Source organism: Microvirga terrestris (assembly GCF_015694425.1).
In the GTDB taxonomy this organism is placed as follows: domain Bacteria; phylum Pseudomonadota; class Alphaproteobacteria; order Rhizobiales; family Beijerinckiaceae; genus Microvirga; species Microvirga terrestris.
On the sequence record NZ_JADQDN010000002.1, the window covers coordinates 521,875 to 536,042 of the forward strand.

The 14,168-nt window shown below is 61.4% G+C and carries 12 protein-coding genes; 4 read left to right on the forward strand and 8 right to left on the reverse strand.

Translation table 11 applies throughout. The features are described from left to right. Positions 1-408: 408 nt before the first annotated feature. On the forward strand, positions 409-2,088 hold the full coding sequence (locus tag I2H36_RS06660; protein ID WP_196263070.1) for a M10 family metallopeptidase: 1,680 nt from the start codon (positions 409-411) through the stop codon (positions 2,086-2,088). A gap of 303 nt (positions 2,089-2,391) precedes the next feature. Here I2H36_RS06660 and I2H36_RS06665 read toward each other — a convergent pair whose 3' ends face one another. From I2H36_RS06665 to I2H36_RS06700, 8 genes are all read right to left on the reverse strand, one after another. Further along, positions 2,392-3,681 carry an NAD(P)/FAD-dependent oxidoreductase gene (locus I2H36_RS06665; protein ID WP_196263071.1) on the reverse strand — a complete coding sequence of 430 codons (1,290 nt, stop codon included), beginning with the start codon at positions 3,679-3,681 and terminating at the stop codon, positions 2,392-2,394. Between the two features lie 11 nt (positions 3,682-3,692). Then, positions 3,693-4,190, reverse strand: coding sequence for a GAF domain-containing protein (locus I2H36_RS06670; protein WP_196263072.1), 498 nt, complete (start codon positions 4,188-4,190; stop codon positions 3,693-3,695). Positions 4,191-4,233: 43 nt separating this feature from the next. Further along, positions 4,234-6,045: an ABC transporter ATP-binding protein gene (locus I2H36_RS06675; RefSeq protein WP_196263178.1), complete on the reverse strand. Its 1,812-nt coding sequence runs from the start codon at positions 6,043-6,045 to the stop codon at positions 4,234-4,236. Positions 6,046-6,353: 308 nt separating this feature from the next. Beyond that, the gene (locus I2H36_RS06680) at positions 6,354-6,896 is read right to left on the reverse strand and encodes an MOSC domain-containing protein (RefSeq protein WP_196263073.1); all 543 of its coding nucleotides are present in this window, start codon (positions 6,894-6,896) and stop codon (positions 6,354-6,356) included. Positions 6,897-6,934: 38 nt separating this feature from the next. Then, the gene (locus I2H36_RS06685; protein ID WP_196263074.1) at positions 6,935-7,384 is read right to left on the reverse strand and encodes a DUF488 domain-containing protein; all 450 of its coding nucleotides are present in this window, start codon (positions 7,382-7,384) and stop codon (positions 6,935-6,937) included. Between the two features lie 8 nt (positions 7,385-7,392). After that, positions 7,393-7,968, reverse strand: a complete 576-nt coding sequence (locus I2H36_RS06690) for a cyclase dehydrase (RefSeq protein WP_196263075.1) — start codon at positions 7,966-7,968, stop codon at positions 7,393-7,395. Positions 7,969-7,979: 11 nt separating this feature from the next. Next, on the reverse strand, positions 7,980-9,152 hold the full coding sequence (locus I2H36_RS06695; RefSeq protein WP_196263076.1) for a zinc-dependent alcohol dehydrogenase: 1,173 nt from the start codon (positions 9,150-9,152) through the stop codon (positions 7,980-7,982). Positions 9,153-9,267: 115 nt separating this feature from the next. Then, on the reverse strand, positions 9,268-9,639 hold the full coding sequence (locus I2H36_RS06700) for an NUDIX hydrolase (protein WP_343234407.1): 372 nt from the start codon (positions 9,637-9,639) through the stop codon (positions 9,268-9,270). Positions 9,640-9,908: 269 nt separating this feature from the next. Here I2H36_RS06700 and I2H36_RS06705 point away from each other — a divergent pair, with 269 nt between their 5' ends. From I2H36_RS06705 to I2H36_RS06715, 3 genes are all read left to right on the forward strand, one after another. Further along, positions 9,909-10,703 (forward strand): inositol monophosphatase family protein, encoded by a 795-nt coding sequence (locus I2H36_RS06705; RefSeq protein WP_196263078.1) that lies wholly within the window; start codon positions 9,909-9,911, stop codon positions 10,701-10,703. A gap of 116 nt (positions 10,704-10,819) precedes the next feature. Next, on the forward strand, positions 10,820-11,872 hold the full coding sequence (locus I2H36_RS06710; protein ID WP_196263079.1) for an ABC transporter substrate-binding protein: 1,053 nt from the start codon (positions 10,820-10,822) through the stop codon (positions 11,870-11,872). A gap of 104 nt (positions 11,873-11,976) precedes the next feature. Next, entirely contained in the window at positions 11,977-14,163 is a 2,187-nt protein-coding gene (locus tag I2H36_RS06715) for an ABC transporter permease (RefSeq protein WP_196263080.1), read from the forward strand. Positions 14,164-14,168 lie beyond the last annotated feature (5 nt).

Genomic DNA, 14,168 nt, shown 5'->3' on the forward strand with positions numbered 1-14,168 from the left:
CCCAGCTAAGACATCATCTCCTAAGTCACTCCTTCACCTGAACCTCTGCTTTTGAGCAGCTTTCGTTGTAGCGCGTATTAGGCTGCAAAGGTCAGCCATGCGGCACATTGTCTATTGAGATGAATTTCAAGCCAATCTGCTTTTAGTCCTGCCGCTAATCTTTTAATAACTTACCCAACGTTATCGATTGTGACGAGACAAATCAAACATAACAGTCTCGCTGTGGGGCAAAATTCAATGACATACAAAAATCTACTGTAGCGCTTCGTATTGCACATCGTAGTGCAGCAATCGCGTGATCTCTCTGAAGCTTAAGTCATTCTTCATAGGGCATCTCGGCTTGCATTTCGCATCAGCTCAAGCGCGAGACATCGCATCTCTTATTCTATTCTTAGAGTCATCTGAAAAATGCCTGCTGTCGAGGCCTATAGCTCCACTGGTAATGCTTACATCGATCCCATCCTGGGCAACCTGAAATGGGTGCCAAGCGATCTGACATACAGCTTCCCCTCCACTGCCGGTGCCTATGGCAATGTCTATGGAGACGGCGAGGCAGCCAAGGGCTTTGGCTCCTTCAACGGCACGCAGCAGGCCATTACGCGTTCGGCCCTGAAGCTGTTCTCATCCGTCAGCAACCTGACATTCCAGGAGGTACCTGAGGCGAGCGCATCGTCAGCCGATCTGCGCTTCGCACAATCGGATGTGCCGGGAACCGCTTGGGCGTACTTCCCGACGACTGACGCAACCGGCGGCGATGTCTGGGTCAACAATTCCAGCCGTAACTACGCAAGCCCCGCCAAGGGCAACTACGCTTATCTCACCATCATGCATGAGATCGGGCATGCTCTTGGGCTTGAGCATGCGCATGAGCGCAACATGCCGCTCGATCGTGACAGCATCGAGTATACTGTCATGAGCTACCGCTCGTATTCCGGTGCCTCGGCCAGCACGGGCTACATGAACGAGACCTGGGGCTATGCGCAGTCGCTGATGATGTACGACATCGCCGCTCTCCAGCATATCTACGGCGCGAATTATCAGACGAACAGCGGCAGCACGACGTATTCATGGAGCCCGACCACCGGCGAGATGTTCGTCAACGGCGTTGGCCAGGGAGCGCCCGGCGGTAACCAGATTTTTCTCACCATTTGGGATGGCGGCGGCACAGACACGTACAACTTCGCCAATTACACGACGGCTTTGACAATCGACCTGCAGCCCGGCGCGTGGACCACCACCTCGCAGGAGCAGCGCGCCAAACTCCACTGGGATGGATCCAAGCTCGCCGCCGGCAACATCGCCAATGCGCTTCTGTATCAGGGCGACACCCGGCCCTTGATCGAGAATGCCTATGGCGGCTCCGCCAACGACATCATCAAGGGCAACATTGCCGGCAACGCCCTGCGCGGCAATGGTGGCAACGATAGACTTTACGGCTTGAACGGCAACGACGTGCTGATTGGCGGCAGCGGGAGTGACGCGCTGAGCGGAGGAGCCGGCGCGGATACGGTCAGCTATAGCACGGCGAAAACCGGCGTAGTGGCGGACCTCGTAACGAAGTCCAACAATCGCGGCGATGCTGCCGGCGACTCGTATTCCAGCATCGAGTGGGTCACCGGCAGTTCCTACAGCGACACTCTCCGTGGCAGTGGATCGGCCAACCAGATCAAGGGCGGCGCCGGCAGCGACACACTCTATGGCCGAAGCAGCAATGACGTTCTGGATGGCGGCACAGGCAGCGACAAGCTTTATGGAGAAAGCGGAAAGGACATGCTGACCGGCGGGAGCGGCGCGGATGTATTCGTCTTCTCCTCGTCCGCTCACTCGCGGATGTCCTCGGCCGACACGATCAAGGATTTCCGCCGTAGCTCCGACCACATCGATCTGCGCGGCATCGATGCCAATACGAAAATTGCAGGCAATCAGGCGTTCAATTTCATCGGCCATAACGCCTTTCACGGTAAAGCCGGAGAACTGCGCTTTGCCGATGGCATTGCATCGGGCGATACGAATGGTGACGCGATTGCCGACTTCGGCATTCGCGTCATCGGACTTCTATCGCTCTCCAAAGGTGACTTCTACCTCTGATCTGCTCACGATACAAAGTATCATGCCGACTGTAGGATTGTCATAGGCCTCAGCCAATAGGCTGAGGCCAGATGCACAAAAACTCCCTGTTAACCATCTGGACAAGCCTCAAGCTTGGGCATATTCCCCAGTGAAACATCTTGCGGCTGTTGGGGAAGCGCGATGGATCGCTTAGGAAAACGCCATCCGGCCAATGACGCATTGGCCTATCTGATGAACCTGATCGGGCTCGCCTTCAGCATTAGCTGCCTTTGGGTTGTCGCTTCTGCGGCCAAGATGTGAGGCTGCCTGGCTTTCGTTGCTTCAGCGGGAGCGGAACTCCTTGGCCACGTCAGTGGCCTGATAGCTCCAGTAGGTGAGTTGAGCCGCGGCCCGCCCCAGAATTCCCCCATTCCACACAAGACCGAAAGGCGCAAAGAGGCGATAGCGGTCACTCTCGCCTGTTATGCCTTGCGCAATCACCGTGCCGCCGATGGCGGTGGTGTTTATCCCGTGGCCACCGAACGCCGTACAGTACCAGACACCCGGCCTCAGCTGTCCGATCTGAGGCATCAGATGCCGGGCGTAGGCCATGAGCCCCGACCAGGCGATCTCGACCTTCAGGGCGGCAAGTTGCGGGTAGGTCGTTACCATTTCGCGCCGCAGCAGGGTCGCGATATCGCGTGGATCCGTCGTGCGCGTGGTAATGCGCCCGCCCCAGAGGATGCGGCTACCATCATCAACGAGGCGGTAGTAATCTCCGGCCCGGCGGTCGTCGAGGATCGCAGCGCGTGTGCGGATCGCGCTCTGCACCAGTTCAGGCGCGTCCTCCGTCAGCAGGACGTAAGTGGCAATCGGCAGGAAGGCGCGTTTTAGTGCGGGCAGCACGGCGCCCGTATATCCGCCTGTCGTGAACACCACATGCTCGGCCGCAATCTCGGCATTCTTCGTTCGAACGGTCTTTTGAGCACCGTCCAAATCGGCGGAGATGACAGGGGAGTTCTCATGAATTGAAGCGCCCAGGCGACCTGCTTCGCGGGCGAGCGCACGCCCGTAGTTCAGGGGATGGAAATGAAACGCACTCTCGTCAAGAATGGCTTCATGGTATTTAGGCGAGACGAAGAGGCTTCTCACCTCATCACGGGGCAGGTAGCGCAGGTTCAACCCGAACGCGCGCCGCTGGGCCTCGCACCCAGCCTGCAGGGCACCCCGTGAGTCGTAGCGCAACGCCTTTGCAATGCCGGGAACCGGCATGACATCCTCAGTGTCGAGATCGTCGATATTGCGCCGGATGATTTCGACGCCTTCCATCGACAGGCGAAAGAGCTCTTTCGCTTGGTCTTTTCCCACCCGCCGCTCAATCGATGACAGCCCCGTGGCATAACCCGCCGAGACGAAGCCGCCGTTGCGCCCCGAGGCACCCCACGCCACACGCTGCCCTTCGAGCAGCACGACCTTGCGCCCGCTTCGGGCGAGCTTCAACGCTGCGGTCAACCCTGCGAGCCCGCCACCAACAACGCAGACATCCGCCTGAATCCGGCCAGTCGCGGCCGGATAGGTCTCCGACGTGGCGACGGTCCGACTGTAGTAAGTGTCGATATAGGCGGACGACATGCGGGACTCGCTTAGAGCGTCATATCGGTGGCCGCGATGAGGATCTGCACCATCCTCTCGCAACCCTCGCGGTCCTCATCGTCGAAACGGTTCGGGTTGGGGCTGTCGAGATCGAGCACGCCGAGAACGCGTCCATCCTTGATAAGCGGTACGACCAGTTCCGACCGGGAGGCGCTGTCGCAAGCGATATGCCCCGGAAAGGCATGAACGTCCGGCACTACGATGGATTCCTTGCGCTCCACCGCCGTGCCGCAGACCCCGCGCCCGACCGCGATGCGCACGCAGGCCGTCTTGCCCTGGAAGGGACCAAGCACGAGCTCGCCCTCACGCATGAAGTAGAACCCGGCCCAGTTGAGATCCGGCAGGAACTGATAGATCAGCGCGGACATGTTGGCCGTGTTGGCGATCATGTCCTGCTCGCCTTCCAGAAGGCCGGTGAGTTGCTGGGCAAGCGAGGCATAGAAGTCCCGCTTGCTGTCGGAGATGGGGATATCTTTGACTTCGAACATGCGGTTTTCCTTATGAGTCTGAGGCTTTCTTGTCCAGGCCGGCCTATTCGGCTGCCATGTCGGGCCGGTGAGCCTTGGCAAAGTCCAGCCCCTGGTGGTCGCAGAGGCGGCGGTAGAGACCACCCTTGCGGTAAAGGCTGTGGTGATTCCCCTCCTCCACGATCCGGCCCTTGTCGAACACAAGGATGCGGTCGAGGGCGCGCACCGTCGAGAGGCGGTGCGCGATCACGATGGAAGTGCGCCCCACCATGAGCCGTTCCATGGCTTGCTGGATCAACACCTCCGATTCCGAGTCGAGGGCGGACGTGGCCTCGTCCAGGATCAGGATCGGCGCATCGGCCAGGAAGGCACGGGCAATGGCTACACGCTGGCGCTCGCCGCCCGAGAGCTTCACCCCACGCTCCCCCACCAGCGTGGAATAGCCCTTCGGCAGGCTCATGATGAACTCATGCGCATTGGCGAGCCGTGCCGCACGCTCTATCTCCGCCATGCGAACTCCAGGCCGCGCATAGGCGATGTTCTCGGCCAACGTGCGGTGGAACAGGATCGGCTCCTGTTGCACGATAGCGATCTGCGAACGCAGTGACGCCTGCTGTGCCTCGGCGATGCTCTGGCCGTCGATGCGGATCTCACCGCCCGTCACGTCGTAGAGCCGCTGGATCAGCTTGACGAGGGTCGTCTTGCCCGATCCGGACGGCCCCACGAGACCCACCCGCTCGCCGGCACGGACGGTGAGCGACAGATTCCTGTAGAGCGGCGTGTCATGTCCGGCATAATGGAAGGTCACGCGGTCGAACGTGACCTCACCGCGGTCGATGCGGATGAGCTTTGCGCCGGGACGATCCGGCACGCCGATGCGCTCTCGGTGGATCTCGATGAGTTCCTCCATATCGTTCACGGAGCGGCGCAGGTTGTTGATGTGCATGCCGATGTCGCGCAGATAGCCATGGATCACGAAATAGGTCGTGAGCACATAGGCGAGATCGCCCGGCGTCGCACGGTTATCCCACCACAGCCAGATCGCCGTGCCGATGATGGCCGCACGGATGCCGAGCAGCGCGATGAACTGCACCGTGCCGCTGTTGGTTCCGCGCTGCCAGAGGCGGCTCGTGCGCTTCTGCCACTTGTACAGCACCCAGGTGAGACGCGTATCCTCGCGTGTTTCCGCGCCGAAGGCCTTCACCACGGCGTTGCAGCTCAAGGCGTCGGCCAGGGTGCCGCCGACGCGCGTGTCCCAGGCATTGGCAAGCCGCGCCGCCGGAGCGACATAGCGGGTCGAGAGCAGAGCCGTCATGACGATGTAGATCAGCGCGCTCGCACCGATGACGAGCCCCATAACAGGCCAGCGCAGCCCCAGCACGATCATCGAGCCCGCAAGCACAGTGAGCGAGGGCAGCAGGGCCAGCAGCAGCGTGTCATGCATCAGGTCGAGCGCCCACATGCCACGGGTGATCTTGCGCACCGTCGACCCGGCGAAGGAATTGGCGTGCCAGTCCGTGGAGAAGCGCTGCACGCGCGCGAAGGCATCCTGCGCCACGCGGCCCATGACCCGCAGCGTCAGCTCCACGATGCCGTAGAACGCGAGATGGCGCATGACGATCATGAGCAGGCCGAGCCCCGTCATGAACGCGAACGCCATGAGAGCTGAATGCAAGGCAGCCTCGCGGTTGTCACCGCCCGCAGCAATGGCATCGACGAGCTGGCCAGCAAAGACCGGCATGAACACGTCGGCGAGCGTCGAGACCATCATGGTGGCGACTATCAGCACCACATAGCGTGGCTCTTCGCGCCAATGGCGGAACGTGAATTGTAAGACGTCGCGGGTCGCATCCCCGCCCTTCTTCTGCTGGTTCATAGCAACGAACAGGTGACGCTTAAGAGCGCGCACCTCTCCCGGAATTTTGAGGAGCGACAGCAGGAACGGCGGCTTACCGCGTTCGACGTCGCTCGAAGGTCATGGATATTGAGAATTCGATAAGGTTTGCCGGGCCTTGGAGCCCCGCCTAGTCCAGCCTAGGATTTCGGGCGGGACGCGGGAGGAACGTTCAGCAAGCACACAAAAGCCATGCAGTCCTCCCTCTCTGGAATAAAAGCCTGAATGCAAAGTAGTGCAGTTCGTTCAACTTGGCAACCGCACTTTTGTTTCACCGTTCTATAAGGGATTTACACGACCCCGAGTGGCCGGTGCGGCTGAGGCGGCAACTCTACCCGAATGGCATCGCCAGGCCGGATCTCTCCCCCCTCAAGCACTATGCCCATGATGCCGGACTTGCGGATGACCTTGCCCTGCTCGCCCTTGCCCAGCACCGCTTTCATGAGTCCTTTCTGGAACCGGTCGATCTGGACGCAAGGGTTGCGCAGGCCTGTCACCTCGATGACGGCGCTCTCGCCAAGATACAGGCGCGCTCCAGCGGGCAGGCTCAAAAGATCGATGCCGCGGGTCGTGACGTTCTCGCCCATCTCGCCAGCCGCAACGGCAAAGCCTTTGCCCGCGAGTTCGTCGAAAAGCTCCGAATGAATGAGATGAACCTGCCGCAGGTTCGGCTGATTGGGATCCTTGGCCACCCGCGAACGGTGCTTGACCGTGGTGCCGAGATGAGCGTCGCCTTCGATCCCGAGTCCGGCCAGCAGGCGAACGGAATCCTGGGTAGGCTTGCTGAAGCTGTGACTGGAGCTGCGGCTCACGGCCGTGACGATTGCGTTCATGATTGCCCCGCTCTCCTGCGCTTTCCTGCCTTGTAGCGTCAGACAACCATGAGATCCACCGTCTCAAAGCCGCGTTCGGCCAATCGTTGCGCCAGCACGGTACGATGGCAGTTGGCGGGATCCCGTTCGAAGCACAGGAGACAGATGGGCCGGGCGCTGGCCAGCGCTTCCAGATCGCGGAAAGCGGCCTGAGCTGGCTCGGTCGCGAGAACCTCGTCGCAATAGATCCGGCGCATTAGATCGCCGTCGCCGGCGCGGGCTGCCTGGCGACCCTCTTTAGGGGTCCCGAGCTTGATGAAGTGCTCATAGCCGATGCCCTGGTGGGACAGGGCATCGCGCAGGGCGGATTTCGAGAAGCCGCGCTTGCGGGAGAGCGCGACGGCACGCACGTCGGCAAGCGTCGCGACGCTTGCATCCTTCAAGGTGGTGAGGAAGCGGTCTACGTCCGCTCCCTCGTACCCGATGGTGAAAACCTGTGGCCTTGCCATGCCTTAGATTACATGGATGGCATTGGCCGCTGCGGCGTCTGCGGCTGGGTGTAGGGCCTCATGGCTTCGGGCGCGCGGAAATCCCGTGGCACCTCGAAATCCCGCGCTGCGCCGTGGCTCTGCTCGATCCCACCTGGATATCCCGTGCGATCGGAATAATCCTGCATCGGCGGCAGCGGGTGCGGGGTCTCGCGGCTAAGCGTCTGAGCGCAGTACACGTCGAGCGCCGTCATGCCGGCCACGGCCGCCATGGCGATCCCGACATTGCCCTTTTTCGGGTTCCTGCCCTCGAGCGCCGTTGCGAGTGTTGCCAAATCCAGCCCGTCGCCTGCCACGCGTCCCCAGATCCATGGCGTCGGATCCTTCGAGGCCAGGATGCCGATGCCGGTCGCGATCTCGCGCACGCCGTAGCCTGCGATCAAACCTTCCTGCCCCTTCATGCCGAGCGCCCGCGCCAAGGCACGCGGGGCCGCAATCTCGGCGATGCCCAGGGCGATGGAGAAGATTCCAAGACCTCGGGCGAGTGTGTCGGTGGCGGTGTCGGCATGGCCGCGACGGCGTGTTCTTTCGGTTTCGTAGCGCATGATCTCACCTATCAGGGTTTGAGAACGACCTTGATGCAGCCGTCCTGCTTGTCGCGGAATATCTTATACATGTCGGGACCCTCATTGAGCCCCACCGTGTGAGTAATGACGAAGGACGGGTCGATCTGCCCCTCCTCGATGCGGCGCAGGAGATCGTCGGTCCAGCGATTGACGTGCGTCTGACCGGTCCGGATAGTGAGACCCTTGTTCATGATCGCACCGAACGGGATCTTGTCGAGAAGGCCGCCATAGACACCGGGAATCGAAAGCGTTCCAGCCGGGCGGCAGACATAAGCCATCTCGCGCAAGACATGCGGACGGTCCGTCTCCATCATGGTTGCCTGCTTAACGCGATCATACATGGCATCGACCGTGCCGGCCGCATGAGCCTCCATGCCGACGGCGTCGATGCACTTCTCAGGCCCCTTGCCGTTGGTGAGTTCGTTGAGCCGCTCGATCACGCTCTCTTCGTCGAAGTTGATGGTGATGGCGCCGCCGGCCCTTGCCATGTCGAGACGTTCGGGAACGCGGTCGATGGCGATCACCTGCTTCGCACCGAGCAGGATGGCACTGCGGATGGCCATCTGGCCGACAGGGCCGGCACCCCAGATTGCCACCGTGTCGGTCGGCTCGATGTCACATTGCACCGCGGCCTGCCAACCGGTCGGGAAAATGTCGCTGAGGAACAGCAGCTTTTCGTCAGGAATGCCGTTCGGCACTTTGATATGCGTGGCATCGGCAAAGGGAACGCGCAGATATTCAGCCTGCCCGCCAGGATAGCCGCCGGTCAGATGCGTGTAGCCGAACAGCCCCGCCGTGGTGTGTCCGAAGGCCTTGGCGGCGATATGGCCGTTCCGGTTCGTCCGCTCGCAGACCGAGAAGTTGCCGCGCTTGCACTGGTCGCACTCGCCGCAGATAATGGTGAACGGAATCACCACCCGGTCGCCGACCTTCAGCTTGCCCTTCGATTCCGCCCCGACCTCGACCACCTCGCCCATGGTCTCGTGGCCCATGATGTCGCCGGACTTCATGCCGGGCATGAAATGGTCGTAGAGATGGAGATCCGAGCCGCAGATGGCGCAGCTCGTCACCTTGATGATCGCGTCGCGCGGATGCTCGATCTGGGGATCGGGAACCGAATCGCAGCGGATATCGGTGGTGCCATGCCAAACAAGCGCCTTCATCGAAGTCTCCATCACTAGCTGGAAAATGGCCAAGCTTCACCGCTTGACTGCTCTCGTTACTGGAAAGACTTCTTGGTGGGCTTTGCGTTCCCTAAAGGACTTCAAAAACTGCTTGTCACTCCGCCGCGGCGAGAAGCTGGACGTGCTCCGGCAGGGATCGGATGAGGTCGGCAAGCGCCGGCTCCAGCACTTGGTGGGCCGCCTCCTCGACGTCGAACCATTGCGCCTGACGCTGGCCCTTCTCGCGCCAGGACTTGAGCTGTTTGGACACCTCGAGCGGGTAGACATTGACCTGGCATAGGTCGAAATGCGCGGCCCGGCGCTTCCAGTAATCGTAGGAGCCAAGGGGCTTGTTCTTGATCTCGCCCTTGACGCCCGCCTCCTCCTCCGCCTCCTGCGCGGCCGCCTTGTGGGGCTTCTTGCCTTTCATGGGCCAGCCCTTGGGGATCAGCCAGCGCTTGGTCTCGCGTGACGTAACGAGAAGCACCTCGACCCTTCCATCCCTGATGCGAAAGGGCAACGCTGCAACTTGGCTGAGTTTGTCTTTGGAGATCTGAGGCATTCGACGAGAGTAGGATTCCTATCGGGTAAAATTGTAACGTAGATGATTTGAGCCGGCTAAGAAAGGACTAAGGCGAAAAGATATGAGGACATTGTTGCCTTCGACCTCATACGATTCTCTATCCTCTCAAAGCTCTATGATGGGCTCATAACAATGAAGGCCCCGCTTTTGATCCAGAAGGACACCTTGCCCCGATGACGACCAACGGTCTGGACGTGAGATTTGCCGCCGCCTGCGCCATTGCGCGGGAAGCGGGCGTGCTGGCGCGCAAGCGCTTTCTAGAGCGTCCGCGCTCGCAACGGCCTGACTTCAAGGGCCCTCAGGACTTTCTCACGGCAACGGATGCGGAGGTGGAAGAGCTGATCCGCACCCGTTTGAGCACCCTGTTTCCGGAGGATTCATTCTTCGGCGAGGAAGGCGGCGGCTCGTTCGAGCGCGACGTGTGGGTGGTGGATCCCATCGACGGCACGGCAAACTTCGCGCGCGGCATCCCACATTTCGCCATCTCCATCGCGTTCGTGCGCGACGGCCGCGTCGAGATCGGCGTGATCTACGACGTGATGCATGCGGAGCTCTACACCGCCCAGCGCGGGCGCGGCGCCATCCTGAACGGTGAGCCGATCCGGGTGAGTGGCCTGTCCGACATGAACCAGGCGACCGTGGAGGCAGGCTGGTCGTCCCGCCTGCCACCCGAGCCCTACATCGCCGCCGTCGATAAGCTGAAGGCCGCCGGGGCCAATGTGCGCCGCGCCGGCTCGGGCACGCTCGGCTTGGCCTATGTCGCCGATGGGCGCATCGATGCCTATTGCGAGCTCCACATCAATTCCTGGGACGTCCTTGCCGGTCTCCTGATCATCGAGGAAGCGGGTGGCTGGACCAACAACTTCCTGGCCAAGGATGGCCTGAGAAAGGGCAATTCGGTTCTCGCCTGCACGCCAGAACTGGCGCCGGCCCTGATGGCTGCCACCGGCATCTCGAAAGAGCCGTGAGCCAGTCATGTTATTCTAAAGATTCACATTTGAATGATCGGCAAGGCTCTTGACCCGCCGCTGCAATGGGGGGAGCTTAGCCGGCCAATCAAAAATGACAACACGGGAGGATATAAATGGAACTTAAGAAGACCTTCGCTGCGGCGACCATGCTGGCAGGCACCATGACGGCCCTGTCCTTTATGTCTGCCGGAGCGGCCCAGGCTCAGGCCCAGGGTGAACTCGTCATGTATTGCGGCGTGCAGGAAGAATGGTGCCGCGCCATGACCACCGCGTTCGAGCGTGAGACCGGCATCAAGGTCTCCATGACCCGCAAGAGCGCAGGCGAGGTTTATGCCCAGGTGAAGGCGGAAGCCGCCAACCCCCGGGCCGACATTTGGTGGGGCGGCACAGGCGACCCCCATATGCAGGCGGCTGAAGAAGGCCTCACCGTGGAGTATAAATCTCCCAAGCTGGGCGAGTTGCAGGATTGGGCCGTACGCCAGTGGGAGCAGTCCAAGCAACGCACAGTCGGGATCTATTCCGGCGCCCTTGGCTTCGGCTACAACACCGATCTGGCTAAATCCAACAATATCGCGGAGCCAAAATGCTGGGCGGACCTGCTCAAGGCTGAGTTCAAGGACGAAGTGCAAGTCGCCGACCCGAACTCATCCGGCACGGCCTACACGCTTCTTGCCACGATCGTTCAGATCATGGGCGAGGACAAAGGCTTCGAGTATCTCAAGGCCCTGCACAAGAACGTGAACCAGTACACCAAGTCTGGCGCGGCTCCCGCCAAGGCCATGGCGCTCGGCGAGACGACCGCCGGCATCGCCTTCATGCACGACATCGTGACGATGGTGGTCGACAAGGCACCGGTGAAGGTCGTGGCTCCCTGCGAAGGCACGGGCTACGAGATCGGCTCCATGTCGCTCATCAAAGGCGCCAAGAACATGGACAACGCCAAGAAGTTCTACGACTGGGCGCTGACGGCAGATGCGCAGAAGCTCGGCGCAGACGCCAAGTCCTATCAGGTTCCTTCGAACAAGAGCACGCCGATCCCGCCACAATCTCCGAAGCTCAGCGACATCAAGCTGATCAACTTCGACTTCGCGAAATACGGCTCCTCGGCAGAGCGTAAGCGCCTCCTGTCCAAGTGGGACAACGAGGTGAAGAACCTGCCGAAATAGTCGGCCCGGATCGCCTTCGGCGGGGCGGCTCACGTCTCGCCGAAGGCTTTATTTTTTGTATGGCAGGCCGGTTTCTTCGCCGGCCATGAGGCGGGAATACAACGATGTCACGGGCAACCCTTGGCTGGATCGTTCTGAGCTGGGTCGGCTTTGCCCTCCTGCCCTGGTACGGATTCGACCGTTCGGCGGCACCGACCCTGGCCGATTACTTCATCAGCGGCTCCGGCCTCGTTCATGGGCTGAGAGGAGCTTGGTGGCTCCTGCCAATTCTCGTGCCGCTCGGCATGGCCCTCATCCCGGTCGCCCGATCCTCGGCTCGGCCCGGCACGTGGCTCGTTGCGTCGGGACTTCTCGGCCTTGCCCTAATCGTTCTGCAGGGTTTTACCATCGGCCTCAATGGCTGGACGCTCGACATCCTGAGAGCTCTCTTCGGTGAACCGGGTCCGAACCAGGCAGGCATGGGTTACGGCGCGGCGCTCACGTCCGCCTCATTCCTCATCGTTCTCTGCCATGGCCTTGCGGCCCGCGGCTGGTGCCGTGGCGATACCTTCGTCACCTCGTCGATCGGTGTTGTGATCGCGCTGATCATCGTCTTCGTCTTCTTCCCGGTCACCACGATCCTGGCAAGCGCCTTCGCTGACAACAGCGGCAATTTCGCGCCATCCGAGTTCGTCGCCAAGTTCATGGACAAGTCGATCTGGGGCCTCGACTGCCTGTCGAGTGACCTGCGCTGCGGCGTGGCATGGAACACCCTGTTCCTCGGACTGCTCGTCGCCTTCGGCACCACGGCTCTGGGCCTCGCCTTCGCGCTCATCGCGACCCGCACCGAATTCCGCTACAAGAAGCTCCTGCGCGTGATGAGCATCCTGCCCATCATCACGCCGCCCTTCGTCATCGGCCTTGCCCTGATCCTGCTCTTTGGCCGCTCCGGCGCCCTCTCTGCGGTTCTATGGGAGTGGTTCGGCGTGCCGCGCTCGCGCTGGATCTACGGTCTTCCCGGCGTGCTGATCGCCCAGCTCCTGGCATTCACGCCCATCGCCTTTCTCGTGCTTATCGGCGTCGTCCAGGGAATCAGCCCGACGTTGGAAGAGGCCTCTCAGACCCTGCGCGCCAAGAGCTGGACGACTTTCTGGACCGTCACACTGCCGCTTATGCGACCGGGCCTCGCCAATGCGTTCCTGCTCGGCTTCGTCGAGAGTTTGGCCGATTTCGGCAATCCGCTGGTGCTTGCCGGTAATTACGAGGTGCTCTCCACGAAGATTTTCTTCGCGGTCGTGGGCGCGCAGCAGGATCAGGGCCGAGCCGCCGTGCTTTCCATCATCCTGCTCGCATTCACGCTCGGGGCCTTCTGGCTGCAGCATGCATGGCTCGGCAAGAAGGTCTACACCACGGTGACCGGCAAGGGTGATTCAGGCATTCCGCTGCCGCTGCCGCGGCGGGTCGCGCTGGCTTCCTACTTCACCGCCATCCCCTGGGCGCTGTTCACGGTTGCCGTCTATGCGATCATCATCGTGGGTGCGTTCGTGCGCTCCATGGGCCGTGACTACACGCCCACCTTCGAGCATTTCATCACGGCCTTCCGCGTCGAGCGTGCCGATTGGGGCCTCTATTTCTCCGGCTCGGCCTGGAACTCGTTCTTTGCCACCGTGAAGGTAGCGGCGCTGTCGGCGCCGCTGACCGCCGCCATCGGCCTTCTCACGGCCTATCTTCTCACGCGCCAACGCTTCTCCGGCCAACGCTCCTTCGAGTTCGGCACGCTGCTCAGCTTCGCCATTCCCGGGACCGTGGTGGGTGTGTCCTACATCCTCGCCTTCAACGTGCCGCCGATCGAGATCACCGGTACTGGCTTCATCCTCGTGATGTGCTTCGTGTTCCGCAACATGCCCGTGGGCGTGCGCTCGGGCATCGCGACCTTGAGCCAGATCGACAAGAGTCTCGACGAGGCTTCCCTAACCCTGGGCGCCCGCTCATTTACCACGATGCGCCGCGTGGTGCTGCCGCTGCTGCGGCCGGCCATCGTCGCCTCGCTGGTCTATTCCTTCGTACGCGCCATGACGGCCGTGAGCGCCGTGATCTTCCTCGTCACCGCCGAGTACAACATGGCGACGACCTATATCGTCGGCCGCGTCGAGGCAGGCGAGTTCGGCCTCGCCATTGCCTATTCCACCGCTCTCATCCTGGTCATGCTGCTTGCCATCGTGGCGATCCAGCTCGTGGTCGGCGAGCGGCGCCTCGGGCGCCGCAGTGCGAGCGGCGCCCCCTCCCCCATTGCCGTGCAGGCGATCCCATGAACAAA

Coding starts and splice junctions, on each gene's coding strand:
- I2H36_RS06665 (WP_196263071.1), bottom strand. CDS start 3,681: ATGTCGTCCGCCTATATCGACACTTACTACAGTCGGACCGTCGCCACG.
- I2H36_RS06690 (WP_196263075.1), bottom strand. CDS start 7,968: ATGCGCTACGAAACCGAAAGAACACGCCGTCGCGGCCATGCCGACACC.
- I2H36_RS06715 (WP_196263080.1), top strand. CDS start 11,977: ATGTCACGGGCAACCCTTGGCTGGATCGTTCTGAGCTGGGTCGGCTTT.
- I2H36_RS06675 (WP_196263178.1), bottom strand. CDS start 6,045: ATGAACCAGCAGAAGAAGGGCGGGGATGCGACCCGCGACGTCTTACAA.
- I2H36_RS06680 (WP_196263073.1), bottom strand. CDS start 6,896: ATGAACGCAATCGTCACGGCCGTGAGCCGCAGCTCCAGTCACAGCTTC.
- I2H36_RS06660 (WP_196263070.1), top strand. CDS start 409: ATGCCTGCTGTCGAGGCCTATAGCTCCACTGGTAATGCTTACATCGAT.
- I2H36_RS06705 (WP_196263078.1), top strand. CDS start 9,909: ATGACGACCAACGGTCTGGACGTGAGATTTGCCGCCGCCTGCGCCATT.
- I2H36_RS06695 (WP_196263076.1), bottom strand. CDS start 9,152: ATGAAGGCGCTTGTTTGGCATGGCACCACCGATATCCGCTGCGATTCG.
- I2H36_RS06710 (WP_196263079.1), top strand. CDS start 10,820: ATGGAACTTAAGAAGACCTTCGCTGCGGCGACCATGCTGGCAGGCACC.
- I2H36_RS06685 (WP_196263074.1), bottom strand. CDS start 7,384: ATGGCAAGGCCACAGGTTTTCACCATCGGGTACGAGGGAGCGGACGTA.
- I2H36_RS06670 (WP_196263072.1), bottom strand. CDS start 4,190: ATGTTCGAAGTCAAAGATATCCCCATCTCCGACAGCAAGCGGGACTTC.